This is a genomic window from Fictibacillus barbaricus (genome assembly GCF_014635025.1).
GTDB classification, from domain to species: domain Bacteria; phylum Bacillota; class Bacilli; order Bacillales; family Fictibacillaceae; genus Fictibacillus; species Fictibacillus barbaricus.
In genome coordinates, this window is sequence record NZ_BMCE01000002.1 from 934,657 (window position 1) to 959,773 (window position 25,117).

Sequence of the window (25,117 nt, forward strand, 5' to 3'; positions counted from 1 at the left end):
CATTCATTTTCTTTTAAATAAAATAGTCTTTGTAATAGATCAAGACACCAATAAGTGCGGCCACAGTATAAAAAATGGCTGTGTAGAATGCATACGTTGGTTTGAATGTTTCTTTTTCTTCTTCCACTTTAATACCAGTCATCGATTGAACCTGTACTCGGACCATGTTGGAGGACAATCCCCCTGTTGAGGTAAAAAAACGAATGATGAGAGCGAACGCTAAACCTACAAATAAGGAAAGATCAATAAAATTCCATCCTAAAACATTTGCCAGTACATAGTTCATTACAACCATAAACATTAGAGTAACAACCGATATGATCATATTTTTCATCAAACCCCTCCTCTTTTATGGACTATACGGCGCAAAAGGAAAAAAGTTCCATTAAAATAAGCCCGTGCATTCAATCTGCATCGGGCATTAATTCTGGTATTCTATTTCACTATCAATATCTCATAATTCTTTCGCTGACCCGTTCACTTAAAATGTACCGATATTGAGCGGTTCGGAAAAGCTTTGCCTCTAATGCATATTTAGATTGGGGTAATATTAAGTTTGCGGTGTTTTTAAAGTGGACACTGCATGTATCAGAATCTATAGAATCGATCCGTTGAACGTGCGCTTGAGATAACCAGATACACGTTTCATTTTTTGGAGATTCTACAGGAAAAAAGAAAATGCCAAGTTCGAGGTTAATCATGATTGGGGATAAACTCACATAGCCCATTGAACGGCGTACAGCTTCTCGCCTGCCTTCGTAACTAGAACCAAAGAATAAACAGCTTTCATTGATGATCTTGATGGGACTAAGAGCGACTCTCTCGTTCTTCTCAGATTCCAAGACCTCAGTATGCACATCTCCGTATTCGTTATAAAACGGCAGAAGTGCCATCGTGCTCATATTAATTTCGTAAGAACGTAGAAGTAATGTTTTTTCCATTTATACATCCTCCCTTTTAATTAAAATTAACCCTGGCTCCTCCCTCCTACATAAATAATGAAAGTAAAAAACTCCCAATAGGTAAATTATACTAAGTCTTTTGACAGGAATCTAGTTATTTTTACAAAAATTTTAACTATTTAAATAATTAGAAAAAAATTACTCAAAATGGTTTGAATACTGACGAAACGTGGAATACATAACAGGGCGAAATGGACGATCGATTCGACCTGTTTTTCCTACTACTAATGAATAAGAGGCTGATGAGAAATGGCAAAAGGTGATCTGTTGATCATTGGTGGCAATGAGGATAAAAGCGATAAGAAAATCATCCTATCCCGATTCGCTGCACTATGTAAAAATCGTCAAGGTCCAATTGGAATCTTGACAACAGCATCCGGCTATCCGGAAGAGGTAGGCAGTGAATACTATCAGTTGTTTCAGAATTTACATGGCACTAAGCCACTGCTTTTCCATTTGGATTCCCGTGAAAAAGCGGAAGACCCAGCATTACCCGAACAGCTTGCTTCCCTGTCAGGTTTGTTTATGACAGGCGGTGATCAATTAAGACTAACCAGCATTCTAGGTGGTACCACATTTTATAAGCACCTCTTTCAAGAATGGAAGAGCGGGTTGACCATCGGCGGAACAAGTGCCGGTGCTGCTGTTATGAGCAGACTAATGATCATTTCTTCAAAGCTGTTTGAAAAAGAGGACGTTTCCATTCTCGAAATGGGATCAGGCTTCGGCTTTTTAGAGGACGTTATTATTGACCAGCACTTTTCTCAGCGTGACCGATTTAGCCGACTTATGAGAGCGATTGCATTGAACCCTCAGATCATCGGCATCGGTATTGATGAAAACACGGCGATCTGGGTGCACAACGATGGCAAACAATTCGAAGTAATCGGTGAATACAACGTCAGCATTTTTGATGGTAAAACATCCACTTATGTAGATGTTGCCGAGAACAAAGGAAACATGACCATATCCGATATCCGCTTCCATACACTGGGTGCGGGCGCGGTTTTCGATTTATACAAGCGAGAATTAATCATCACTTAAGGAGCGAGCGTCTTAATGAAAATCAATCGCGTCAATTACTTAACGGGACCAAATCTATACAGCTTTAAACCAACGATCTGGATTGAACTTGATATTGAAGAATTTGAGGAAAAACCATCAAACTTGATACCAGGATTTACAGATAGATTGTTAACAATAATCCCTTCTCTTCATACACATACATGTTCTAGAGGCTATGCAGGAGGGTTTGTAGAACGGCTGAATGAAGGCACTTGGATGGGTCATATTTTAGAGCATATCGCACTTGAGATTCAGCATCTTGCTGGTATTTCCGTAAAACGCGGAAAGACCATTACAAGTGAACGAAAGGGCATTTATTATGTTACGTATGATTATGTAGAAGCTAAGTCAGGCTTTTACGCATTTGAAGCAGCACTTGAGATTGTAACCGCTATCATTAGTGGGAACGAAATCAGTGCTGCCCCTTATATCCAGCACACCTCAGACCTATATCATCTGCATAAACTAGGCCCGAGTACAGAGGCGATCTACAATGCTGCCCGACAACGCAAGATTCCAGTGGAACGGATTGGAACAAACAGTTATCTCAGACTTGGAACCGGTAAAAAGCAAAAATCAGTACAAGCAACCATTTCTTCGCAAACGTCTTACCTGGCTGTCGAAAATTCATGTGATAAAGATATGACGAAGAACTTGTTAAAGGGGTATGGTCTCCCTGTCCCGTCAGGTGACGTGGTCTCTAATGAGTATGAATTGCTTCAGTCAGCTGAAAAGATTGGCTATCCTCTTGTGATCAAGCCGCTTAACGGACGACAAGGTCAGAATATTGTAACCAACATACAGAATAATACAGACCTTATTGCTGCTTTTCACTGTGTATTCAATGAAGGTACATCCTATATTTTAGAACGCTTTTATGCTGGTAATGATTATCGCTTTTTCGTCGTAAATGGCGAACTTGTTGCGGCAAGTCTTCGTCTCCCTCCATTTGTTATAGGTGATGGCTATAAAACAATCGGTGAACTGATCGAAGAAGAAAACCAGAACCCTTTGCGTGGTGAAGGTCATGAAAAAGCCATGAGCAAAATTCCCATGGATGAGAGAACTGTTGTGCATCTAGAAAAGAGCGGCTATTCTTTAGAGTCAGTATTGAAGAAAGGAGAGTCTGTAGAAGTCTTAGGCAATGCCAATCTCTCAACAGGCGGATCCGCTATTGATGTAACAGACGATGTACATTCAGATTACCGTAAAATGGCGATAGAAGCGGCGGAGGCTGTAGGACTAGATATCGCAGGCATCGATATCCTATCGAGCGATGTAACCGTTCCATATGTGGAAGGCGAAGCCGCAATACTAGAAGTAAATGCTGCTCCGGGCATACGTATGCACCTCTATCCTTCTCAAGGAAAAAGCAGAGATGCTGGAGGGGCAATCGTGGATTATTTGTTCTCTTCACGAGAAGAAGCGGCCATTCCGATTGTGGCTGTAACCGGAACGAATGGTAAAACAACAACAACACGTCTCGTTTCACATCTCTTACAAAAAGAGAACGTAACAGTTGGGTTCACTTGCTCGGACGGCGTTTGGGTTGGCGATCAACAGCTTGATTCAGGTGACTGCAGCGGCCCGAGAAGTGCTCGTAAAATTTTATCTCATCCTGCTGTTGATGTTGCGGTACTCGAAACAGCTCGGGGCGGTATGCTTCGTGAAGGGCTTGCCTTCCGTTATTGTGATGTGGGAATTGTAACCAATGTCAGTGAGGATCACTTAGGGTTAAATGGTGTAGAAACGTTAGAAGATCTTAAAAAGTTGAAGCAAACGGTTGCTGAAGTCGTCCTTCCTGAAGGCACTTGTATATTGAACGCTGATGATGAGCGATGTGTCGATATGGCAAACCACACGAATGGCGAAGTAATCTTCTTTTCTTTATCTGTGATGAATCCTGTCATTCAAGAAAAATTAAGAAAAGGATCAAAAGTGTGGTACTTAGAAGACGATTGGGTTGTTTACAACGAAAAAGGCAAAGCAGAACGATTTCTTCCTGTTTCTCACATACCCATTACGATTAACGGTGCTGCCCGACATAACATAGCAAACGTACTTGGTGCACTCGCTGCTGCACATTCTTTAGGTCGCCCATTATCTGAGTTACGCAGCAAAGTTATTACGTTCCTTTCAACCGAAAACCAAAATCGTGGCCGTTTCAACGTTCTAAATATTCATGGTCGTACCATTGTCGTTGATTATGCACACAATCCAGCTGGTTTACGGGCTTTGTTTGAAACGGTAGATCATTTAAAAAGCGGCCGGGTAATCACAGTTGGCTCAGCAGCCGGTGACAGAAAGGACAATACGATTCGGGAGATGGGCCGTATTTTTGGCAGCCATTCAGATATTTTTATTATAAAAGAAGATGTGAACCTGAGAGGCCGCATTCCAGGTGAGACCGTTCATCTTCTCTATACAGGTGTTAAAGAAGCGGGAGGATCGACATCCGTTTCAGTGTATCCGAAAGAAGCAGAAGCTTTCATACAGGCTTGGGAAAATTCCGAGCCTGGTGATACAATCCTTTTTCTCTATGACGAATACACCTCCGTACAAGGTATTCTCCAAAAGATCATAAACTCCAATTCAATGGGTATTTTGCAGAAGGCGGAATAAAAGAAAGTGCGGTTCCCTAAAACAGGGAGCTGCACTTTTTTACTTTATTGCTGATTCTCTAACTGATGCTCTTCTACTAAGCTAATAATGTCATAGTCTCCTCCATTTGAAAATCCGCCTCCGCTGATCGAGCGTTTTGAAAAGATATCATCTCCATTCTTCTTATCAAAAACAGGCTTCCAAGCTATTAATAGAGAATGTTCAGCATTATCCCCATCCAATATAGACATCCGATCAGGGTTATGGATGTTATTGGTCGACTGAATAATTGAAGCCCAATTTCTTGGCAGTTTTTTTATCCTATAGGATTTTTCTGACAGCGTAAACTCTTTATTTAATTGCACTTTTGGATAATAAAACTCAATACCATTCGTTATTTCATATCCTCTATCACGACTCAAATAGAATTCCGCGGCTTTAAATTGATCCTCAGGGTGAATGTTCCAAACAATACGATAAGAAGAAGGGTCTTTATTATCAATCTTCCAAAGGATCGGCTGCCCTACATCATTTAGTGCCTCTATTTCCCACTTTCTTTTTTTCCAAACCCAAAAACTAGATCCGTAATCATTATTTTTAGAAATAAAAGGTACATATAAATGTCGGCTATCCAATAAAATGGTGTCCTGGATGGAAACTACTTCTGTATCAGAATACACACGGTTGATCCGGTTTTTAAGTTCTTCTTTTTTTGGAAGAGTACTAGGTTCTGAAAGGTAATACCAATACACACCTGCTGTAATACAGAAAGATAGAATCCCTATTATAAATAAGAGTTTTTTGCTCACTATCTATTCCACCCCTTTTACTAACGACTCGTTTGATCGGAAATAATATTGTTTCTTTTGAGTTGTAATTAAAAGGCCTTTTCCATCTCTCTCAACAAAAATGGCAGTTTTCAAAGCGCTTCCCCACCTAGGTTCTGTGCCCATGATTTGAAAAGGGAATTTTTCCTTACGCTCTTCTTGAGGTACATCGATGTTTACAATATCGTTGTACCATCGTTGACTATCTATGGGCTCTGGTTGCATTTCAGACAATTGTTTGTTGAGTACTCCTTTTTTTAAAGTAGCTTCTTTGGCTGATGTATGAAGGGCAAATATATTTGCTTGGTCTGTTCTTGCTATATACGTAGAAAGCTTATCTTGAGGATATAAAGCTTCTTCTATCGGAAAAGATGCAAAAGCTGCTACAAGAAATATAAAGTTTGCCAGGAAACCTAACCATGCAAACCTGCGGTACATCATCCATTTCTCCACTTTGTTCCGAAAGACAAAATAAAGAATCCAGACGCCTAGCGGCAGAATGGGTATTTTCACAAAAGTGTCATATACAGGCAGCGTAAATGAAAATGCAAACAGCCCAATAAACAAGATCAGCAGCACTTTCCAGATCTTCGGCTTTTCTTCCTGATTCTTATAAATCCGATTTGCCAGAATAGCAATAATGATAAAAGCTATAATGTCCATAAGAACTGATGGAAAATGATTAACGAAGTAGAAATTAATGACCAGCACTCCCTTTTCCTGTAAAACTACATGTATATCCAAACTATGTATGTAATTGAATATAATAACAATTATTACATAGGATTCTTATCGCTGCTATCCCTCCTCATAAAAACAGCTCAAAGGCGATATGCCTGTTGAGCTCATTGTTTCTATTTATGCTTAACCAGCCGTGTGATTCCCCTGCATGAGCGTAGCGCCCTCCATATTAATATGATGACTTATCAAGTAAGTCATCCTTCCCATTTATTTAAGCGTTTTTACTATGATCGCTTGAGACGCGCTTTTGATAAGACATCCTTCGAGATCTTCTTCTTTTAATAAGCCCAGCGTTATGGCTGATCTCACCTTTTCCTCATCCGGTCTTGGGACGTGGTGAATAAGATCTGTCATGTTGAGTTCAGTGAGTCGAATAACCGTCTTCTCGTCGTGAAGTTTTTCTGATTTCCGAATCTGCCTCTGCAGTTTGTAGTTGTTGACGGTGACTTCACCCTTCTGGTTCTGTCCGACCAGGTTGTCAAAATAAATGTGAAACACTTTCTTGAGCTCCTCAAGTTCTTTTTCGAGCTCTTTCTTTTTCTCGTTTAGTGCCTGGTATTTGATGACTAAGTCTTCTGAGATTGTGTAGTCTGTTTTTTGCGTAGTCACAGCTCGTCCCCCCGTTACCAATTAATACTTCATCTTATGGCGGTGAGCGCTCGATTATTCCATAATAAAAACCACCTTCTTAATCAGGTGGCTTTTAGTTAGATGCTTTATTTGGTTAGTTGGTCTCGTTTTCGCTGTCCGGCTTTTTTGTTCCCTTACTCACATAGGGCTTTGGCCCCTTTTTTTTGCTGCTGGCTTTCCATCGGTTCCAGCCCTTCTTGCCAGTTCCTTGACCAACCCCGCTCTTCTTGCCTTTTGCTTTACTCATTTTATCACTCCATGAACGTTCTCGTACTCAGTTTTGAGCAGTATCCTGAATTATACTACATTTGCCGTGGTGAAGGTAGTTGATGGCTGATCTAGGATGGCATTTCATGTAGAAAGGGCTAAATTCTTTGATCGTTTCAAGCATTTTTTATAAATTCCGTGATTGACCCTGTTTTTTCCGTGATTGCCTTTCATTTTTCCGTGATAATCCTTATTTTTTCCGTGATTAACATCGATTATTCCGTGATCATGAGTAGGGATATTCCGAACACAGATCAGATTAGACCTCGATTTGTCCTTTTCTTGTATTTTGTATTACTTAAAGCTGTTGCTAAAATTAATTTTTATAAAAAGGAGGTTTTTTATGATTAAAAAACAACTTAATACACCACTAATTATCCAAAAACTAGAGGCATTGTTAAGAAGGCTACCACCTCATCACTCTAAGAGGGCAATAGTAGAAGAGCAGCTTGGCAAGTTCAGGTCAGGCTTTATGGGAGAACAAGCATTAGACTACTTTTATAGATATTTGCCTAAAAGGGAGATCATATTTACACACAATATCCGTATCTTCCATATGGATTATTACTTTCAAATAGATACACTAGTAATGACTTCAAAGTTCTTCATACTGCTTGAAATAAAGAATTATACGGGACACCTTTACTTTGATGATAAGTTTGGTCAACTAATACGCACACTAAACGAGAAAAAAGATTTCTTCGATGATCCCATTCAGCAAATAAAAAGACAACTATATCACCTAAAAAAAGTTCTAAGAAATCATAATTTTCCCCAAATCCCTATCGAGCCTCTAGTGGTTATAAGCAATAAAAACTCATATATCGAATGTTCTCCAGATTATAAGGAAGCGTTAACTTTGATTATAAAAAGCCACAAACTCCAGAACAAGTTTGATGAGTTTACTAGAAAGTATAGTGAAACCTTGATCACTATAAGAGAAATGAAAAAAATTAACAAGCTATTAAACAAACTTAACGAACCTTACAACACAGATCTACTAAAAAACCTTGAAATTAAACCTGGTGAATTAATTAGTGGGGTACTATGTTTAGATTGTAAACACAATTATCAGATGGAGCGAAAGGCAGCAATCTGGACGTGTATCAAATGTGGTAGCCGATCAAAAAATGCACATGTGTTTACCTTGAGAGATTATGCATTATTACGCTCTCCACAAATTACAAATAAGCAATGTAAAGAGTACCTAAACTTAGGTTCAAGTGATCAATCTTATTATCTATTAAATTCCCTAAACCTTTCCTATTCAGGAACATCGCGCAGGGCAAGAACCTACCACCTCGACTCCCTCATCACTTAATCACGTCCTCCAACTTTTGGCCATCTGCTGCACCCAGCTTCCCATACCGATGCTCATTTTGGTCCACTATCTCGACAGGATTACCATCGTTAAACCAGATCTCAAACTCTTCCAATCTCTCTGGCATATTTTTATCATAACGATAGAAAAAAGTTAATTTCAGGTCTTCTTCCCGATTCATCTGGACCTTTACATTACCTTTTTCCCAATCCACTTTTTCAAACAGCTCCCCTATTTTTCGCACCTGCTCGGTTTCGGTAATCATCTGACCATCACTCGTATGCAGCTCACTATTCTGATAATCAACCCTGACTAACTTTTCATCCTCCCTGCACCCTGCTAAACTAGCCACTATAAAAAACGTGACCCCCCATTTTCGCATCAGTCTGCTGGGTTAATGATCGCCATCTGCTGGTGGTCTTCCCACTTGCCGTTAATTTTTACATTCTTGCGGGCAAGTCCTTCTTTTTCAAAGCCTGCTTTTTCTAAGACACGAATGGAACCGATATTATGAGGCATTACACCTGCCTCAACACGGTGCAGCTTCAGCTCATCAAACCCATACTTTACAATCAATTTTACCGCTTCTGTCGTATACCCTTTGCCGTTATGCTCCTGATCTAAAAAGTACCCGACAAAAGCACTCTGAATTGAGCCACGGATAACAGAGAAAAGGTTGATCGTTCCTACCAAACGCTCTTCATCATTTGTAAAAATACCAAAATAGTAATCTAAGTCTTGCTTTGCGTTTTCCATCAGCGTCTGTATACGTTGGCGCTGGTTTTCGACCGTGTAAAAATCATTGTTGCGCTGCATAGAAAACTTTTCAAAAAAAGCCTTATTCTCTAATTGAAGTCTTACCATTTCCTCTGCATCTTCTACAGTCAGTAATCGAATATGGATATTCTCTCCAAATAACTTAAACTTTGTTTCTAATGTTTCATTCATTGTAATTTGTCTCCTTTTTTTCTGTGTATTCAATCGCATGTTTCGTGTCATAGACGGGTTGATCTTTCATTACATTAATCTGCCGCCCCATCGTTATGTCATCGTAAGGCGTATACTTATTAGAGGGCATCTTACGTTTAAATAAGATGCGGTAAAGGATTAGACCAAAAACAACAGCGTAAAAAATGATACCAACAACCGTCATTCCGGTTCCCTCCAAACTACTTATAACTTGCCAGGCTCACACTATAATTCCCCATTCCGTTGCGAGTTCCTTCATTTTCAATAGCACCTTTTTAATCAGGTGCAGCCATTCCCCATCATATTTCCATTCAAATCGCCTCCTTCAAACCGCCAGTAGTGGAAGCCCCAAACAAATTATGTATGTTCTTACCCCTTTGCCCTTTTGCAGGGATCCTTTTCGTTACCCCGTTTGAAGTTCCCGGTTACTTTTGCCAGTATCAACTGGATATCTTTATCCGTCGCAGCCTCGTCAATTCTTTTGATGATTTTTTCGGCTTCTTTCCCTTTTACTACCATCACCTGTTTACCATGATACTCAATAAAAACTGTATTGTTTTTTGTGATTTGATAAGAAAAAACTTTTTCATCCAGCCGTTTACGTTTATCCACGTTACCCATGAAGTCACTCTCCTCATTCTTCACTGCTCTATGGATTGCTGTTTCGGCTCCATATTCCTCTGTACTAAAAAAAGTGTACCATAATTATATGAATATTTTGGTAAAAATCATAAGAGGTATCCTATAAAAAAGACAGCAGTATTACTTTCTCCACAATTCAAGGGGTAGAGGATTTATTAAGTTTGGAACAATGTTAGGAAAAGCTCTCAACCTATCATTCGATGATCAATAGGTATAAGGAGATTTGATTACACGCTTAGAGTAGATACTTAATGCGTTTTTGGACTTTTTTTGAGATAAAAAATCTATCTATGTTATAATAGTCATATAATAAAAACTTGGGGCTCTCGACTTTTCTTAGTCACCCTCCGTCTAGGGAAGGAGTGCAAGAAATGGAGAAAATCAGTGTATTTTTGGATGATTACCGCAGCCCTCCTGAAGGGTACGTTTACGTCGAAACCATAGATGAATGCATGGCACTCTTAAGGAAGCATAAAATTGAACACCTGTCTCTGGATCACGATTTAATAAGTAAAACAAGAAACGGACTGATGCTTGTTGAAATGATGGTCGATGAACAACTTTATGCAAACCGCATCACGATCCACTCTGCCAATTCAGTAGGGGGCAAGAATATGTACAATTGCCTCAAACAAGCTCAAAAAAACTTTCTCATGCCTGGATCTATCATAGTCTCCTTACGCCCTCTGCCTCTCAAATACATCCCACCACGAGTACTCCAACACTATTTAGATATAAAATAATTTTACAATACGAGGGAGCAGCTTTTACAAATCACTCGGCATACTGGCTGTTTCCTCAATTTCTACAGACCACGCAATAATTGTCGTACTGTCCCTTACATTGTTTTCTTTAATTGCAGTTAACAGTTTTTCTACACCTACTTCTATACCAACTTCTGTTAACGTTTCCTCAATTGAAGCAGGGTCTTCAAAAGGAACACCCGGGCATTCTGTTAACCCATCTGTTGTTATAAAAATACGATTCAACCCCTGCCTCAATTCTTTCTTTCCTGTGCTGTAACAAGGAACCGGAAGCTCAAACGTGTTCACCTCTCCCACCCATTCGTAAAAACTCCTCTGTACCAGCTGCCTCTCTCCAAGTGCAATAAGTTCTGGATGAAATAGATGCAAGATGCAATCTCCAATTGAAAACCACCATAGATACTTCTCTTTTCGTATAACAATAAGACAAGCCGTTTCACCAGTCGTTTTCCGGCAAGCCTCCATAAAACTTGGCTCTTCGAAAATATCCAAGATCAGCCTGTCCATTTTTTTAAGTGTTGAGCGTGCTGATTGTGCAAGCAAATCTGTAATGTCCTTTTTCATTCTGTAGAACTGTTCAATTACGAGTTCTACACTTTTGGCCGTTCTATGTCCCTCAAGCAACATAGCAAATTCCCAATTCTCCTTTTCGTTTGTCCATACCAAACAGCCATCTTCGTTCTTATACTGACCAGCAGACGAATTACCACCAAATCTTCCAACCGTAACGTTATTTATTTGAACCACGTCTAATTCATCTACAAAATGCTTTTCACTGCCATTCCACTTTAACTCACGAATGCTCATCCGCCCCCTCCTCTACTTTCTCCCTTATAGATAAAAAGCCTACCATCTCAGAAAGAGACGATAGGCTGTTCCTAACGTGGTACCACTCTTCTAGGTTTACAGAAAAAGAAAATGTAAACCTTTTTTATGACCTTATCACGGGGGTTAACCGTCCAGACTTACATAACAGTCTGGCTGCTCCTAGGCGACTTCGGGAAAAATGTTAGCTGTTTTCCACCAAATCAACAGCTCTTTAGACAACAGAAAGTTCCTTACTACTCCTACTCATAGCGTTTAGTATTTGGAAAACTTTTACTAATCGTATTGGTAATAGAAGATTCTGTCAATATCACTTTTTTGTTTCTATTTCTTTTCATACACATAAAACGTATACGAATACGGATTTTTTTCGTCCGTAATTCCTTTCTCTTTTGAAATCTCACTCCACTCATTGTAATTAACATCCGGGAAAAAGGTATCCCCTTCAAAGGCATGATGAATCCTTGTTATAAACATTTTTGTGACAAGTGGTAAAAACATTTTATAGATTTGTTCGCCGCCAAAGATTATGACTTCATCCTCATCCGTACATGCTGATAAAGCTTCTTCCATAGAATGGACAACCTTGCAACTCTCAGCATAAAAATCACGATCTCTCGTCAGCACAATATTCTTTCTCCCAGGCAAAGCTTTTCCGATCGATTCAAAATTCTTCCTTCCCAGGATAATAGGTTTACCCATCGTTAGATGTTTGACATATTGCCAGTCCCTCGGCAGCCTCCATGGCAGGTCATTATCTTTTCCGATCACTCTATTTTCATCCATTGCAGCAATTAGTGATACATTCATACATTAACCCGCTTCCACACTGAGAGCTTTTTGATACTTGCAATGATTATCCGTTTCACCTAAGTACTCAAATCCACTTTCTCGATAGAACTGATTGAGTCTCGGATTGTCTGCCACACAATCTAGCTTTAAGAATTGCTTTTTGCTCTGACTGTTCTCTTCAACCCATCGCAAGATTCTTTTTCCAATACCTCGATTCATATAGGCCGGACGTACAGCTAAACGATGCAAGTACAAAGAATCCGAACTGGTATCCTTTCCGAAGATATGATGATCCCACTCGTTTTGTTCTGAAGATAAGGAGAAGGTTGCAATCAGTTCCCCCTCTTGTAAAACGAGATACGTATCGTTTTGTTGAATCGATTTTTTGATTTCCTCGTCTTCACCGCCTTCAAGAAGATAACTCCATTGCTTAATCTCATTGCTTTTCAACCATTGAGCAACTTCTTTTAGCAGGCTTATGACGTATTCAACGTCGCCACGAGATGCCTTTTTAACTTCTAAATTCTTCATAATATTCAATTTGAGGTCTCCCTCCATCCACGTATTCTATTACTAATACGTTATCTTCGCTTCAGCTTTCAGCATTCCTTCTAAAAAAACAACAACACCAAATAGGAATTGCCGCATACTCTTACACTGTTTTAAAGGTGACTGTTACTAATCCCGATTCAAACGCTTTGCTCTTAACTAACTAAAGCTTCATTTTGCTGTCCCCTTTCCCTTACAATGAATAGAGATTAGTCTTTAGTATCCCGTTTACATGACTTCTTTTGTCATATTTTAAAGAGGAGGCGTATCCATGAACGCAAGCTATCCAATTGGTACTTTTCAACATGAAGGAACCATCACAAATGAATGGATTCAGCAATGGATCAATGACATTGAGGAGCTGCCATCAAAAGTAAGGACTGCTGTACAGAATCTGAACGAGCAACAGCTTGATACACCTTATCGGTCTGCCGGCTGGACCGTCCGGCAAGTTGTTCATCATTTAGCCGACAGTCATATGAACGCTTATATCCGGTTCAAATTGGCTGTAACAGAAGAAAATCCGGTTATTAAACCTTATGAAGAAGCAAGATGGGCAGAGCTTCCCGATTCAAAACTTTCGATTGATGTTTCCTTAAACTTGCTTGATGCTCTACATCAGCGCTGGATCGTACTGTTAAAGAATCTTACCCCAGCTGATTTAAAAAGAACCTTTATACACCCTGATGCCGGTGAGGTCTCTGTTGGAACCAATATCGGAATCTACGCATGGCATGGTAAACATCACACAGCACATATTACATCATTGATCCAAACAAAAGGCTGGTAAAATAATAGGGAAGAAGTATTTTTACTCCTTCCCTGCTCCTAACTCGTCTCCTAATGCTACAATGGATTGATTGATCCGCCATACGTAATAAAGATGGTGAATCAGGTCACGATGAGACTGCTTGCGGCTTGGTGCAAGACGCTCGACCTGTTCACGCTCCTGATCAAGATCATGCAGAACACACTCCTGCTCACTGCCTTTTATCAATTTAGTTACATGGTCGATGTTATGCTTTAGTTTTTCTTCAATCTCCTGAAAGACCTTTTCCAGTTCATCTGGGTATTCGAATCCTTTCCGATATGCAGATGCCACTAGGTGTCTTGCATAATAGTTGATGGCAGCCAGCATGGTCATCCATCTTGTCATGTCAGTATATATGGGAGAGCCTGGCCGCTGCAAAAAGGATTGAGCCTCTTCTCTTACAGCTTGAAGTTTCTGATCCAATAGAAAAGCACACTCTGAAAGCTCCTTTATGTTCACATCTTCTCTAAATCCTCTTACGTACTCGGTTACAAACGGTGTAAGCTCTCCGAAAAATTCACCGATCGATTCAGCCACTTTATCCTTCGTTTTTTTAGGAAATATGAAGAATGAGACCCCTAAAGCAATAGCAGCACCTGCAATTGTATCTAATACACGGGCTCCGATTAAAGTAAACGTAATTCCTCCCAATAAAAGGTCATACATAAAAGCAATCAGCATTGTGATGAACACATTCATTAAGGTGTAAGAAACCGTTAACAAATAAAAAGCCAAGAAAACAACCACAAACAAAAAGATCAGTTCCAAAACGAAGTTCCCTGAAAGAAGCTTCGCAAAAGTAAAACCAATTACAGCACCAATGATCGTTCCTAAAGAACGCTGATAGCCTTTTGTATAAATACGTCCGATCGACTCAGTACCGAGTAAGACGACAAATGTGGTAAGAAGAACCCAGTAAGGCTGAGTAGGTGAAATGATCTGACCCGCGATAATCGCAAGAATACCAGCTACGAGGGCTTGGTACGCTTTTTTTGTTGTAGGCTTCAATCCTTCCTCTTTTGGAGATTCTTTCTCACTCGATTCTTCTTCAGGCACGTCTGACAGCACTTCTCCTCTTTGATGAAAATGAAGAGAATGCTGTATCGTGACAGCTCCTTCAATCACATGATTGGCAATAGATTCAATGCGTCGAATCAAGTAGATCCACCCTTTTGGCTGTTCGTCACGGCCGAAAAGATCTATAATCAGTAAACGAAGTCGCTGTACAGCTTTTTCAGCAGGTTCAATGTTTTGTTCTTTTACACTCGGAGCAAGTACTTCTGCATCCCTTATCGCTTCTGTCACTGAAATGAGTAACTGTTTGACATCTTCTAGTTCGAGAGCCTCTGCTTTTTTTAGACTATAAATCGAATGGGTTAACGTCTCGATTAACATGCCTGTATCAAATACATATAACCGCAGCTGATTCGGCAGTAATCCAGGCCACAATTTTTGAACATCATCCGCATCGATGTATCCAGAAACGATTAGAGCGTATTCCCTTAACTTAACAATATGCCTCTCTAGTTCTACCTTCCGCTTTGGGATAAATTCTTTATCTAGCATGGCCTCAATTAATAGATTTAACGTTAGATTGCTTTGTATATGAAAAGAATGAAGGCTTCTTCTCAAGTTTTTAGCCGTATCTTGAAATAGAAAGAAATTAAACAAAAACGCATAAGCAATACCTAACCAGATCCCTATGTAGAACCATGGAAGCTGCGCACTTGATAGCTTCAAAACAGATGAGAAATAGACGGTCAAAAAGAAAATCATGAAGAGGGAAAAATAACGCGAACCAAATCTGGAAAAATAGAAGCTGCTAAAAATACTAATAATCATGACGATATCTATGTAATAAGCGTTGCCAGCAACCATGGAACCAATCGAAATTCCGAACATGGCCGAGATGCCAAGTAATAATGTGGTGATCTTCATCTTTTGCTTTGTATCATCCATGACAACCATGATACCCATCAGTCCAAGCATGCCAGACACAATTGAAGGAGTGATATCTCCTGAGTGACCAGTAAAACGCATGATAAGAAGTGTCGTGAAAATGGACAGGATCAAACTCGCCGTTGCTCTTCCCGCTTTTTGGAGACGCACATGGCCAGGGTCTGCTGCCAACAATCGAGCAACCCAACGATGTTTTCTATGCAGTTGTCTCACTGTCTCACCCCCTCTGAAAACTATAATTTTCAATAATATCATGTGTTAGGTTGTATACCAAGTTAACGGCCTAGAGGCTTTTATTGGTTATAAAGAAATCTTGAGAAGATGGATTCCCTATCTTTCATTCCCTATTTATTATGTCCAAGAAACTATTCAAACACTTTTACAGCCTATTCTGTATGGTTTAATCAAATAAAAAAAGCCCAGCAATCTCACTGGGCTTCTTAACAATTACCACCAGAAACGTCTAAATCTGCGAATTCCAAAGAAAGGGAAACCGAAAAGACCAAATCCAGGGAAAAAAGGGCCTGCAAAGAACGGAAAACCAAATCCTCCGCCAAAACCAAACGCTCGCTCTTCCCTATCTTGTGTCTGCATCACGAGGTACATGTTCTCGTTGTCATAGCTATGGATCTTGCCTTGGTAGACCCTGCCGTTAGACATTTCAACCTCGCAGTTTTGACCTACTCTGTTCTTGCAGATGTCCATCATAGGATGATGTCCATCTTTCATATGGTAATTTTCGTTGGGCATATGATACCCAGCATTCACGTTGTCCTTGCCGTAGTGCAAAAGAGTTCCTCCTAAAAAATGATTCACTACCATTCATATTCAACATATACCAATTGGTGACTAGCTCAATTGCTTAAATACGACAAAAGTTATGATTATCTTTTTATGTCTTTCATAACACTCGACAACTCTAGTGCAGTTGCGTCTTTCTCTTCATTTAGTTTCTTCATTATATTTTTATAATCTTCATCATTTCGGTTCTGGCTTAACTTGTATGCGGCTTGCACTTCGGTCACTTTGATCTTGAACCCTACAATTCCCTTTAGCTCTTTCTCTAATAGTTCCGGTGATACGGTTTCCCAGAGCACAGGGTTCTCTCGTTGGCTTTCGTACTTTTTTAATAGATTCTTCATTACTATCTTTAACTCTTCTTTTTCTAAAATTTGAGGTTTTCCGTACATATGAACAGCTTGATAGTTCCAAGTAGGAACGTTTTCATGACCGTACCATGACGAGGATATATAAGCATGAGGACCTTGATACATAACCAGTACCTCATCACATTCATGAAGTGTTCTCCACTGCGGATTTCCTAATGCCATATGCCCCGTTATGAATAGGTCGTCTCCTTCTTGATCAAGCACTAAAGGAATGTGAGTTGCGATCGGTCTTCCCTTTTGGATGGTGACAAGAGTTCCGAACGAATGCTGCTGAACGAACTCTTTTATCTCTTGGATATCAGATACTTTAAACATTTTAGGAACATACATTTTTTCGAAATCTCCCTTCTAATACAGACGATTCTTATAGCCTTCTTCAAGATCTGCAACAATTCGCTCTTCTGTCATACCAGGCAGATTTACATGTGCAGCCAGTATCTTCGCGGCACTTGGCAAATCATCTTTGCCGCTCCAGCTTTCCGGGTTCCATAGTCCAGATCGTTTGAAGGCTTTTGCACAATGCATGAAACATTGATCGACTTTTACAACAATACCTAAGTGTGGTACTTTCCCGTTAACTTCCATCTTCTCAAGAATCTCTTCATCCTTAATAATTAAGGCTTGCCCATTAATACGTAATGTCTCACCCATCCCTGGAATCAGAAACAGTAAACCTACCTTAGGGTTACTCAGTATATTAAACATTGAATCTACCCTTTTATTTCCTGGTCGATCCGGGATGATCAGGTGTTGATCATCTGCAACATAAACAAACCCTGGCGCGTCACCTCTAGGCGAACTATCGCAGTTACCATCTGCATCAGAGGTTGCCAGCACCAAAAAAGGAGACTTTGATATAAAGACCCTGCAATGATTATCAATTCGTGAAATAACTTTATTTTGACCCCTCAGGCTAGGACTTCCAAGCATATCTCTTAGTTCTTCCTGACTAGTGACATAGTTCTTGAATAAAGTTTTCATCGTGGCTCCATCTCCTTATCTATGCAAGGCATTTCCCGCTCGGTGTACTTCCTCTTTTTTAACATAGATATCATATTGGGTGTTGTCGACAAATGACCTCTCACTCACACCAAAATTCTGTCCTGGTACTCTGACCTTATATTTCACACCATCATTGTTCAATTTAGATATCACCTTAAAATAGTTCTCCTGTCCAAATGCCGTGTAGATAAGCTTCATGTTTCGATAACGATATTTTTGAATCAGCGAACCTATAATAATGCCACCTAATACAATTGCGACAAACAGCCACCCAATTCCCGGCATTGGACACAACACCTCTCATCTTTCTAAATTTATCCGAAGAGCATATCCAATACAGAACCTAACTGCCCCTTTTTACCTTCAAGTACATTCGGATCATACACTTCAACAAAACCGCAATTCTCACAGGAAACAAATAAGAAGTGATTGTGTTGAATGTCTAGAAACTTACTAATCCCTGAACCTGTCATGGCCAGTTCTTTTGTTCTGCATCGTGTATGACTGCATTTGTTACATTTGAATTTATTTTTAACCGCCTCTTCTACTCTACTCATATTCATCATCTCCTTTTCTTAATTACGGTTACAAAAGACAAAAGTTCCCATAAGCTATCCTCATCATATGTCCATGGAAAAACTTAGTCAATGCATGAAAATACCCCCATAAATGAGCGTGTCATTATAAATAGTGTATAGAGTACATAAAAGGAAAAGACGTAAGAACGAACTCTGTAAGGAGGAAAAAAATGGAGCCGTATGTAAAGGATGCTCTGATTGAATGGAAAGAAGAGATCGAGAATCAAAAGAAAGAAATAGATGAAGAATACGAGAAAGTAAAGACTGAACTTCAGCTATACTCTTATAAATTTGGTATCACGAAACAAGTCATCCAATCTACCATCAACGAAGAAATGATTAAGAATATTAAGAAGACGTATCAGCAGCCTTTTGAAGAAAAGTACAATGAGCTGAGACTGCAGCTCAAGAAACTCGATGAAAAGCGCAGTGTCTTTAATATGTTTGTTGAAAAGATTGAGATTGCTAGTGTAAAAGAACCTAAATAGAAAAAAGCTTGGACTCGCATCCAAGCTTTTTTGTTTCAGTTAAAACCTTTTCCAAACCCCTAGTACATCCAACAACACTAAGAAAATAGCGATCGGAGCTACATATTTCATTAAAAAATACCAGACGTTGAATAAACGTTTAGACAGGGCATTGCCCTTTGTTAACTCATCATACAGGTGTGACTTCTTCATCTTCATCGGAACAAATATCGAGATCAATAATGCACCAACTGGCATCAAGATATTGCTGACTAGATAATCCGCTGCGTCAAAAATGGTCTTATTAAAAATACTTACTTCGCTCCAAATCCCAAATGATAACGCAGATGGAACACCAACGGCAAAAATGATTAATCCAATGATCCATGACCATTTAGTACGTGCTTTAGTATCTCCTTTTGAAAGAACAGATACGATAATCTCTAACATGGAAAAGGCTGAAGTGAGAGATGCAAACAAGAAAAGAAGCAAAAATGCAACAAAGAACACCATTCCAAACGTCATCTGATTAAAGACTGTTGGAAGAACATTAAAGAGCAATACTGGTCCTGCATTAGGCTCTAATCCGAAAGAAAAAACAGCCGGAAAGATCGCCAACCCTGCCAATACTACGATCATAATATTCATCCCAACAATTGAAATAGCCGATTGAGATAGATTTGAGTCCTTCGGCAGATAAGAACTGTACGTTACCATAACCGAAACCCCTACACTCAAGGTGAAGAATGATTGTCCAAGTGCAGCAAGAATAGTTTCTGACGTTAATTTTGAAAAATCAGGATAGAACAGAAACTGTACACCTTCCATCGCGCCACTTAAGGTTACCGAACGGAAGATGAGGACAAGAAATAAGATAAATAATGCCGGCATCATAAATTTACTCGTCCGTTCGATTCCCTTCTGTACTCCCATCGCAACAACTACAATGGTTATTATCATAAAAATCAAATGTGCGCCAATGCTGAGCACCGGATCTGAAATCGTAGCACCGAACAGCTCTCCGTATTCCTGCTGACTCAGACCGTCTAAGTCTCCTCTAATCGTCTTAACTAAATAAAGAATAATCCACCCACCAATAACACTGTAAAAGGATAGCAGGATAAAGCAAGTGATCATTCCCAAATAACCGATTGAATGCCATTTGGAGCTGGGAGCAATACTTTTATAGGATTCAATAGCATCTTTTTGGGTACTTCTGCCGATTAAGAATTCAGCCAGCAAAAGTGGAAGACCCAGTAATAAAGTAAAAAGAAGGAAGATAAAAAAGAAAGCCCCTCCTCCACTGACTCCTGCAATATACGGAAACTTCCAGATCGCCCCAAGTCCAATGGCTGATCCTGCTGCAGCTAAAATAAAACCTAATTTTGAAGACCACTGCTGATTTTCTTTCATGATGCACCTCTCATCTTTCTGTTTTTTAAGCAATAGAAAAAGCCGCCCCTAAAAGATAGGGGCGACTTTACATCGCGGTACCACCCTAGTTGAGAATAGAAAACATTCTCCGGCTCTGTAGTCGTTATCGGAACAACCCGTTAATCCCTAGCAAAAAGTTCGAAATTAAAACTTAAGGACCGAAATTCATCTTTCATGCATGTACTGATTTTCACCAACCATCAGCTCTCTATAACAGCGGCAAGAAGACTACTATGATTCCCATCAACGTTCAACTATAAAATTTAATAATTATTTAAACACCTTTAAACACGTGTTGTCAACACTTTTCGTCACAAGACAATCCTTCAAATCCATGAAACTTAGACTTTTCTGCTTGATCGATCGCAGTCGCGAGACGTTCTTTACTTGCAAGTCCTTGAATAACCTGATCCCCAATAATAAAGGTTGGAACTGCTGTTATGCTTGCTTCTTCATAAGCATGTCTTAACTCATTTTGGTGTACTTCTTTATAGGTTCTTGAAACTAACGCAGCTTTAAAATCATCAGCAAGAAGACCAACTTCTTCAGCTAATTTTGTTAAAACATCTATATCCTCAATGTTTTGTTCTTCTTGGAAAAATGCCGAAAAAACTCGTTCGTAAAACTCGTTTCCTTTGTTATGATCCTTTGCATATTGAAATCCTTCAAAAGCCAAGTGTGTGTATGGATGAGGTGATAGACGAGGAAGTTTCATGTTCACTCCAAGCTGTTTTGCTGTAGGTTCAATATACGCTTGCCACGCACCGAGTTTATCAGGTTCATTCCATGGATCAATCTTAGGTGCAGGACTTGGCCTCAACTCGAACGGCATCCACTCCACTTCAACATCTTTCTCTTTTACAACTTCATCTAAAGGAGCTTTTCCTAAAAAACAAAACGGACAAACAAAATCCGAATATACTGTAATTTTTACTGTCATTGCTCTTTCCTCACTTTGTTTTAAATTTGAGTTGTAACCAATATCGTTACAACAACACTAAAAAATTTTTATTTTGTTTCTTTTATTTTCATTTGGAGGGCATTAAATAGTTGGTCCATCGAAACATTTTTCAATACCTGCTCCATGGCCTCTTGAGCTTGAACCAAAATGAGTTCTAAGACATTCTGCAAATTGATGCCTACAGGACAATCTGGATTAAGATCCTCATGAAAATGAAAGAGCTTATCCTCTTCAACCACTTCTACTGCTCGATATACGTCCAATAAGGTTAACTCGCTTGGGTATTTTCGTAAGTACGCCCCTCCCGCTCCTCGACGAACGTCCACAATACCTGCTTTTTTTAGATAGGACAAGATTTTTCGTATGATCACTGGGTTGGTATTGACGCTCCCAGCCATGAACTCTGACGTACAAGCTGTCTGGGGGTTATTTTTGATTAGAGCTAAGATATGAACAGCAATAGTAAAACGGCTACTTATCTTAATGATTCAACACCTCCGTTGTAACCATAATAGTTACAACATAACGAAAAGTCAACACATTGTTCTTCTTGTATTTAATGAATTCCAGAAATTTAGAGCTTAATTCCACGAAATTTATTGATTTATCCAGAAATTCGATGCGTAATTCCATAAATTTACACTACATATCCACGAGACGACTTATTTCGACACCTAGGCAAGACGTGATTCAAAAAAAGGATGACCTCTCCTTGGTCATCCCCCTCCTACTTTCCAACAGGAACTTCATTCTGCAATACTTTTTCAGTCACATGTTCTCTTATAAACAATCCGAAATATAAGAAAAACGCCCCTGCCATAATGATGATTCCCATATAAACGGACATCATCATCGGAACAAAGAAGGCTCCTAGAATGATTGTGGAACGTGCAAGCATATCTGCCCCGCTAAAAGAAATGTTGGCAAAAGCAGAATAAGAGCCTCTCTTGTCACTCGGAATCATGTTTGCCTTTTCGGCTTCTTTAATCGGAGAATAAATCAATTCACCCATTGTTGCGATCACGTTAAACAGAATCAATACGTACCATGTGTTCGCAGATGTTACGGTTACATATCCGATTCCATACAGAATCAGCCCTATAAGAAGAGCATGCTTCTTATTTAAACGGTCCGTTAACCGATTGATGACGAACGTTAAACAAACCACCATCAGCATGTTTTGAATGTTCAACATACTTAACATCCTGACACCGCTTATTTCAAAATCCCCGATATGGATCGATTCAAAAGTCTCGGCCAGCCTGATCCCAATATAACTGTTTAGCGTAAATTCAGCAGAAAAAATAAACGTTCCACCAATAACGACTTTCACGAAAGCAGAATCTTGCAAAGCAACCTTATAGTTTTGAAATAAGTCCACAAACACATTCTCATGTTTCTTCTCTAAAAAACCGCTAAATTCATCTCGCAGCCAGATCCAATACGCTATTGGAATAACAGCTGACGTAATGGTCAGCAGTAAAAACAACTCTTTTTGATAGTTTACATAGAGCAAGCCACCAAGTGCTGCACCGATCGCCATAGATAAGTTAATCGCCCAATAATCTAAGGCATAGACTTCTTTTCTGTTCTCAGGTGTCGTGGAATCCATGATGATCGCATGCATCGCTGGTCTTCCCAGACTGCTTGTAATGACAAACCCGATGTATGCGAGAGCAAACAGCATAATCATTTTACTTTCCGGAAACAAACTGATCGTCATAATTAAGAACATCCCTGCATTCAGCCAAGATGTAGCTAACAAGACCTTTTTCCTTGGAAAACGATCTGATATGTAACCACCGATTAAATTCACAACAAATCCAATCACAACCGTTAAGATCAAAAACGTTCCTGCCCAAACTTTGTTCTTTTCTTGAGCGAAGAAAAGAGCCATAAACGGCATAACCGCTGATGAAACAGCTCGGTTAAAAAATGATGTAATCAACCGCACCTTAATGTTTTGGGGGTAATCTTTCCATCCCATATTGTCCCCTCCCTTTGTGTATTGTAATATTAAACTAGACTTAAAATTCAAAAAATAGACACTTTACAAAAGCGTGTCCACTTTTACATAAAGGGGAATAACATGGATACAAAGCTGCTCATACTGTGGAGATATTTTTCTTCTGGCAGTATCCGGACTGAAGAAATTGCTGAAGCCCTGCAAATTAGTCAGAAACAGACAACCCGTTATCTAAAGAAATGGACAGATGATGGTTGGCTGAATTTCACTCCAGGCCGCGGGAGAGGAAACGTCTCACATTTAGAATGGCTAAAGGATGTTGAAGAAATCTTTGAAGAAGAGGTTATGAAGATCATTGATACAGAACCCGTAGAACGAAGCAGTAAATACCTTATGTTCGATTGGTCAACCGACACCAAAATGAGGGTAATGAACAAGTTTCAATCACTATTTGGGTTTGTTCAGCAAACACAGGACAAATTAATCGTCCCTAAGCGGTATCCCTTTCAGTTGATCCATCCGTTAGAAGCAGCAGATGCACACAGCGCTCATATGGTGGCAAACGTATTTAACAGGCTTGTCTCTATTACGGATACAGGAAAAATCCTGCCCGAGCTAGCCCACAGCTGGGATGTATCACCCACTAAACTTAGACTTTATCTAAGAAAAGATGTTAGTTTCCATGACGGCTCTGTTCTTACAGCTGATGATGTGGTGAACTGTTTAGAGAAGCTGCGTATCCATAAGCACAACAAAGAACTCTGGGCTCCTGTAGAAGAAATCGTTGCAAAGACACCGCTCGTGGTTGATATCTTGTACTCCCAAGGTTGCAGCTATAGTCTTCACTTGTTAAGCACGATGACCTCCAGTATCTATAAAGAAAACAAAGGTAGGCTCTATGGTACAGGGAGCTTTTTCATTGAAGAGAACACCGACCAAAAAACAACATTAACTGCTTTTAAGGAGCATTTTCAAGAAAGACCGTTACTCGATGCAGTTGAGTTTGTTCATGTCCCAAAAGACTTTCCGATTGTATATCAATCGACACTTGAGCAGGAGAAACAAACTACATATAAAGTAGAAAGTGACTCCGGTTTTGGCGTAGTCATCATGAACGCTTATCGAAAAAACTCGCAGATTCAACGAAAAGAAGTCCGTCATTACCTTCATCAGCTGATTGCTAAAAACAGACAAAAGATTCAAGGTATTGATTCAAGAACCATCCCTAACCAAAACAGCTGTATAATCGGTCAAAAACAGAACGTTCACATACCAAAAGTTGAACGCCCTATGTTTATAAAGCCCCTCATAGTAAGAGCATCAGATCATACTGAAAAAACCACAAGATGGTTGATTGAGTTGCTTGAACAAGAAAGCATTCCTGTTGAAGTTAAATGGTTTCCTTTTGAAGAGATCATCAAAAACAGACTTCATATTCAAGAAGTGGACCTTTTCATTCATGGAGAAATATTTGAGTTGAACCAAGATCTTTCATTTTATCATTTCTTAACCAACGGCTTTGCCCCACTCCCATACATCTTGCAGAATGATACAAAATGGAAAAAACGTATTGATGAATATGTACATACGCCTTTTGAGGAATGGACCAGACTTAACATTTCATTAGAAAAAGAGCTTATGGAAGAGTCAATCATGATACCCCTTTATTATGAAAAACGGTTTATCCCTTTTTCAGCAGAGCTGATGAACGTGAACATTAAACATTTTGGTTACGTTGATTTCTCTAAGCTCTGGGTGAGGCCGACACTTGAAGATTAATTAACGACGAAAAAAGGATCTGAAATGTTCAGATCC

At 39.5% G+C, this 25,117-nt stretch carries 30 protein-coding genes and 2 other annotated features; of the genes, 7 read left to right on the forward strand and 23 right to left on the reverse strand.

What is annotated here, in order from left to right:
• Positions 1–13 precede the first annotated feature (13 nt).
• Both IEV52_RS14175 and IEV52_RS14180 read right to left on the reverse strand, forming a co-directional pair.
• Entirely contained in the window at positions 14–334 is a 321-nt protein-coding gene (locus tag IEV52_RS14175) for a hypothetical protein (RefSeq protein ID WP_188403163.1), read from the reverse strand.
• 112 nt (positions 335–446) lie between these two features.
• Positions 447–941, reverse strand: a complete 495-nt coding sequence (locus tag IEV52_RS14180; protein WP_188403164.1) for a competence protein ComK — start codon at positions 939–941, stop codon at positions 447–449.
• Between the two features lie 270 nt (positions 942–1,211).
• Between IEV52_RS14180 and IEV52_RS14185 the strand changes: the two genes are divergently transcribed.
• Positions 1,212–2,006: a cyanophycinase gene (locus tag IEV52_RS14185; protein ID WP_188403165.1), complete on the forward strand. Its 795-nt coding sequence runs from the start codon at positions 1,212–1,214 to the stop codon at positions 2,004–2,006.
• Between the two features lie 15 nt (positions 2,007–2,021).
• Positions 2,022–4,649 (forward strand): cyanophycin synthetase, encoded by a 2,628-nt coding sequence (cphA, locus tag IEV52_RS14190; RefSeq protein WP_188403166.1) that lies wholly within the window; start codon positions 2,022–2,024, stop codon positions 4,647–4,649.
• A gap of 44 nt (positions 4,650–4,693) precedes the next feature.
• Here cphA and IEV52_RS14195 read toward each other — a convergent pair whose 3' ends face one another.
• The 4 genes from IEV52_RS14195 to IEV52_RS14210 form a co-directional block, all read right to left on the reverse strand.
• A complete protein-coding gene (locus tag IEV52_RS14195; protein WP_188403167.1) occupies positions 4,694–5,437 on the reverse strand; it encodes a hypothetical protein in 744 nt (247 codons plus the stop codon).
• A gap of 3 nt (positions 5,438–5,440) precedes the next feature.
• A complete protein-coding gene (locus tag IEV52_RS14200; RefSeq protein WP_188403168.1) occupies positions 5,441–6,166 on the reverse strand; it encodes a hypothetical protein in 726 nt (241 codons plus the stop codon).
• A gap of 237 nt (positions 6,167–6,403) precedes the next feature.
• Positions 6,404–6,805, reverse strand: coding sequence for a hypothetical protein (locus tag IEV52_RS14205; RefSeq protein ID WP_188403169.1), 402 nt, complete (start codon positions 6,803–6,805; stop codon positions 6,404–6,406).
• A 115-nt stretch (positions 6,806–6,920) separates the two neighbouring features.
• Positions 6,921–7,073 carry a DUF3934 domain-containing protein gene (locus tag IEV52_RS14210; protein ID WP_188403170.1) on the reverse strand — a complete coding sequence of 51 codons (153 nt, stop codon included), beginning with the start codon at positions 7,071–7,073 and terminating at the stop codon, positions 6,921–6,923.
• Positions 7,074–7,436: 363 nt separating this feature from the next.
• Between IEV52_RS14210 and IEV52_RS14215 the strand changes: the two genes are divergently transcribed.
• Positions 7,437–8,414, forward strand: coding sequence for a nuclease-related domain-containing protein (locus tag IEV52_RS14215; RefSeq protein WP_188403171.1), 978 nt, complete (start codon positions 7,437–7,439; stop codon positions 8,412–8,414).
• Here IEV52_RS14215 and IEV52_RS14220 read toward each other — a convergent pair.
• From IEV52_RS14220 to IEV52_RS14235, 4 genes are all read right to left on the reverse strand, one after another.
• Positions 8,407–8,796 carry a hypothetical protein gene (locus tag IEV52_RS14220; RefSeq protein WP_229754298.1) on the reverse strand — a complete coding sequence of 130 codons (390 nt, stop codon included), beginning with the start codon at positions 8,794–8,796 and terminating at the stop codon, positions 8,407–8,409. The two genes, IEV52_RS14215 and IEV52_RS14220, sit on opposite strands and share 8 nt — an antisense overlap.
• Positions 8,796–9,362: a GNAT family N-acetyltransferase gene (locus tag IEV52_RS14225; RefSeq protein ID WP_188403173.1), complete on the reverse strand. Its 567-nt coding sequence runs from the start codon at positions 9,360–9,362 to the stop codon at positions 8,796–8,798. The genes IEV52_RS14220 and IEV52_RS14225 overlap by 1 nt, the downstream gene beginning before the upstream one ends.
• Positions 9,355–9,567 (reverse strand): hypothetical protein, encoded by a 213-nt coding sequence (locus IEV52_RS14230; protein WP_188403174.1) that lies wholly within the window; start codon positions 9,565–9,567, stop codon positions 9,355–9,357. Before IEV52_RS14230 ends, IEV52_RS14225 begins: the two co-directional genes overlap by 8 nt.
• Before the next feature lie 185 nt (positions 9,568–9,752).
• On the reverse strand, positions 9,753–10,004 hold the full coding sequence (locus IEV52_RS14235; RefSeq protein ID WP_188403175.1) for a hypothetical protein: 252 nt from the start codon (positions 10,002–10,004) through the stop codon (positions 9,753–9,755).
• 392 nt (positions 10,005–10,396) lie between these two features.
• Here IEV52_RS14235 and IEV52_RS14240 point away from each other — a divergent pair, with 392 nt between their 5' ends.
• The gene (locus tag IEV52_RS14240) at positions 10,397–10,768 is read left to right on the forward strand and encodes a cyclic-phosphate processing receiver domain-containing protein (protein WP_188403176.1); all 372 of its coding nucleotides are present in this window, start codon (positions 10,397–10,399) and stop codon (positions 10,766–10,768) included.
• Positions 10,769–10,792: 24 nt separating this feature from the next.
• Here the strand turns inward: IEV52_RS14240 and IEV52_RS14245 are convergent, their stop codons facing one another.
• The 3 genes from IEV52_RS14245 to IEV52_RS14255 form a co-directional block, all read right to left on the reverse strand.
• Positions 10,793–11,596 (reverse strand): PP2C family serine/threonine-protein phosphatase, encoded by an 804-nt coding sequence (locus IEV52_RS14245; RefSeq protein ID WP_188403177.1) that lies wholly within the window; start codon positions 11,594–11,596, stop codon positions 10,793–10,795.
• A gap of 50 nt (positions 11,597–11,646) precedes the next feature.
• Positions 11,647–11,873 (reverse strand) — a binding site (T-box leader).
• A gap of 65 nt (positions 11,874–11,938) precedes the next feature.
• Complete coding sequence (locus IEV52_RS14250; RefSeq protein WP_188403178.1) at positions 11,939–12,424, reverse strand: dihydrofolate reductase; 486 nt, start codon at positions 12,422–12,424, stop codon at positions 11,939–11,941.
• A 3-nt stretch (positions 12,425–12,427) separates the two neighbouring features.
• A complete protein-coding gene (locus IEV52_RS14255) occupies positions 12,428–12,937 on the reverse strand; it encodes a GNAT family N-acetyltransferase (protein WP_188403179.1) in 510 nt (169 codons plus the stop codon).
• 289 nt (positions 12,938–13,226) lie between these two features.
• On the opposite strand from IEV52_RS14255, the gene IEV52_RS14260 reads away from it, so the two are divergent.
• Complete coding sequence (locus tag IEV52_RS14260; RefSeq protein ID WP_188403180.1) at positions 13,227–13,745, forward strand: YfiT family bacillithiol transferase; 519 nt, start codon at positions 13,227–13,229, stop codon at positions 13,743–13,745.
• A gap of 21 nt (positions 13,746–13,766) precedes the next feature.
• Here IEV52_RS14260 and IEV52_RS14265 read toward each other — a convergent pair whose 3' ends face one another.
• The 6 genes from IEV52_RS14265 to IEV52_RS14290 all read right to left on the reverse strand — a co-directional run bounded on the left by IEV52_RS14265 (position 13,767) and on the right by IEV52_RS14290 (position 18,453).
• Positions 13,767–15,938 (reverse strand): FUSC family protein, encoded by a 2,172-nt coding sequence (locus IEV52_RS14265; RefSeq protein ID WP_229754299.1) that lies wholly within the window; start codon positions 15,936–15,938, stop codon positions 13,767–13,769.
• A gap of 234 nt (positions 15,939–16,172) precedes the next feature.
• A complete protein-coding gene (locus IEV52_RS14270) occupies positions 16,173–16,514 on the reverse strand; it encodes an LSm family protein (protein ID WP_188403182.1) in 342 nt (113 codons plus the stop codon).
• A gap of 95 nt (positions 16,515–16,609) precedes the next feature.
• Entirely contained in the window at positions 16,610–17,224 is a 615-nt protein-coding gene (locus tag IEV52_RS14275; protein WP_188403183.1) for an FMN-binding negative transcriptional regulator, read from the reverse strand.
• A gap of 18 nt (positions 17,225–17,242) precedes the next feature.
• On the reverse strand, positions 17,243–17,875 hold the full coding sequence (locus IEV52_RS14280; protein ID WP_188403184.1) for a pyridoxamine 5'-phosphate oxidase family protein: 633 nt from the start codon (positions 17,873–17,875) through the stop codon (positions 17,243–17,245).
• Between the two features lie 15 nt (positions 17,876–17,890).
• Entirely contained in the window at positions 17,891–18,181 is a 291-nt protein-coding gene (locus IEV52_RS14285) for a hypothetical protein (protein ID WP_188403185.1), read from the reverse strand.
• Between the two features lie 29 nt (positions 18,182–18,210).
• Positions 18,211–18,453 carry a zinc ribbon domain-containing protein gene (locus IEV52_RS14290; RefSeq protein WP_188403186.1) on the reverse strand — a complete coding sequence of 81 codons (243 nt, stop codon included), beginning with the start codon at positions 18,451–18,453 and terminating at the stop codon, positions 18,211–18,213.
• 191 nt (positions 18,454–18,644) lie between these two features.
• Between IEV52_RS14290 and IEV52_RS14295 the strand changes: the two genes are divergently transcribed.
• Complete coding sequence (locus IEV52_RS14295; protein ID WP_188403187.1) at positions 18,645–18,962, forward strand: hypothetical protein; 318 nt, start codon at positions 18,645–18,647, stop codon at positions 18,960–18,962.
• A gap of 39 nt (positions 18,963–19,001) precedes the next feature.
• Here IEV52_RS14295 and IEV52_RS14300 read toward each other — a convergent pair whose 3' ends face one another.
• The 4 genes from IEV52_RS14300 to IEV52_RS14315 all read right to left on the reverse strand — a co-directional run bounded on the left by IEV52_RS14300 (position 19,002) and on the right by IEV52_RS14315 (position 23,323).
• On the reverse strand, positions 19,002–20,354 hold the full coding sequence (locus IEV52_RS14300) for a sodium-dependent transporter (protein WP_188403188.1): 1,353 nt from the start codon (positions 20,352–20,354) through the stop codon (positions 19,002–19,004).
• Positions 20,355–20,408: 54 nt separating this feature from the next.
• Positions 20,409–20,631, reverse strand: a binding site (T-box leader).
• 42 nt (positions 20,632–20,673) lie between these two features.
• Complete coding sequence (locus tag IEV52_RS14305) at positions 20,674–21,315, reverse strand: DsbA family oxidoreductase (RefSeq protein ID WP_188403189.1); 642 nt, start codon at positions 21,313–21,315, stop codon at positions 20,674–20,676.
• A gap of 68 nt (positions 21,316–21,383) precedes the next feature.
• Positions 21,384–21,821, reverse strand: coding sequence for an Rrf2 family transcriptional regulator (locus IEV52_RS14310; protein WP_188403926.1), 438 nt, complete (start codon positions 21,819–21,821; stop codon positions 21,384–21,386).
• Between the two features lie 242 nt (positions 21,822–22,063).
• On the reverse strand, positions 22,064–23,323 hold the full coding sequence (locus IEV52_RS14315) for an MDR family MFS transporter (protein WP_188403190.1): 1,260 nt from the start codon (positions 23,321–23,323) through the stop codon (positions 22,064–22,066).
• Positions 23,324–23,425: 102 nt separating this feature from the next.
• Between IEV52_RS14315 and IEV52_RS14320 the strand changes: the two genes are divergently transcribed.
• Positions 23,426–25,081, forward strand: a complete 1,656-nt coding sequence (locus IEV52_RS14320; protein ID WP_188403191.1) for an ABC transporter substrate-binding protein — start codon at positions 23,426–23,428, stop codon at positions 25,079–25,081.
• Positions 25,082–25,117: the final 36 nt, after the last annotated feature.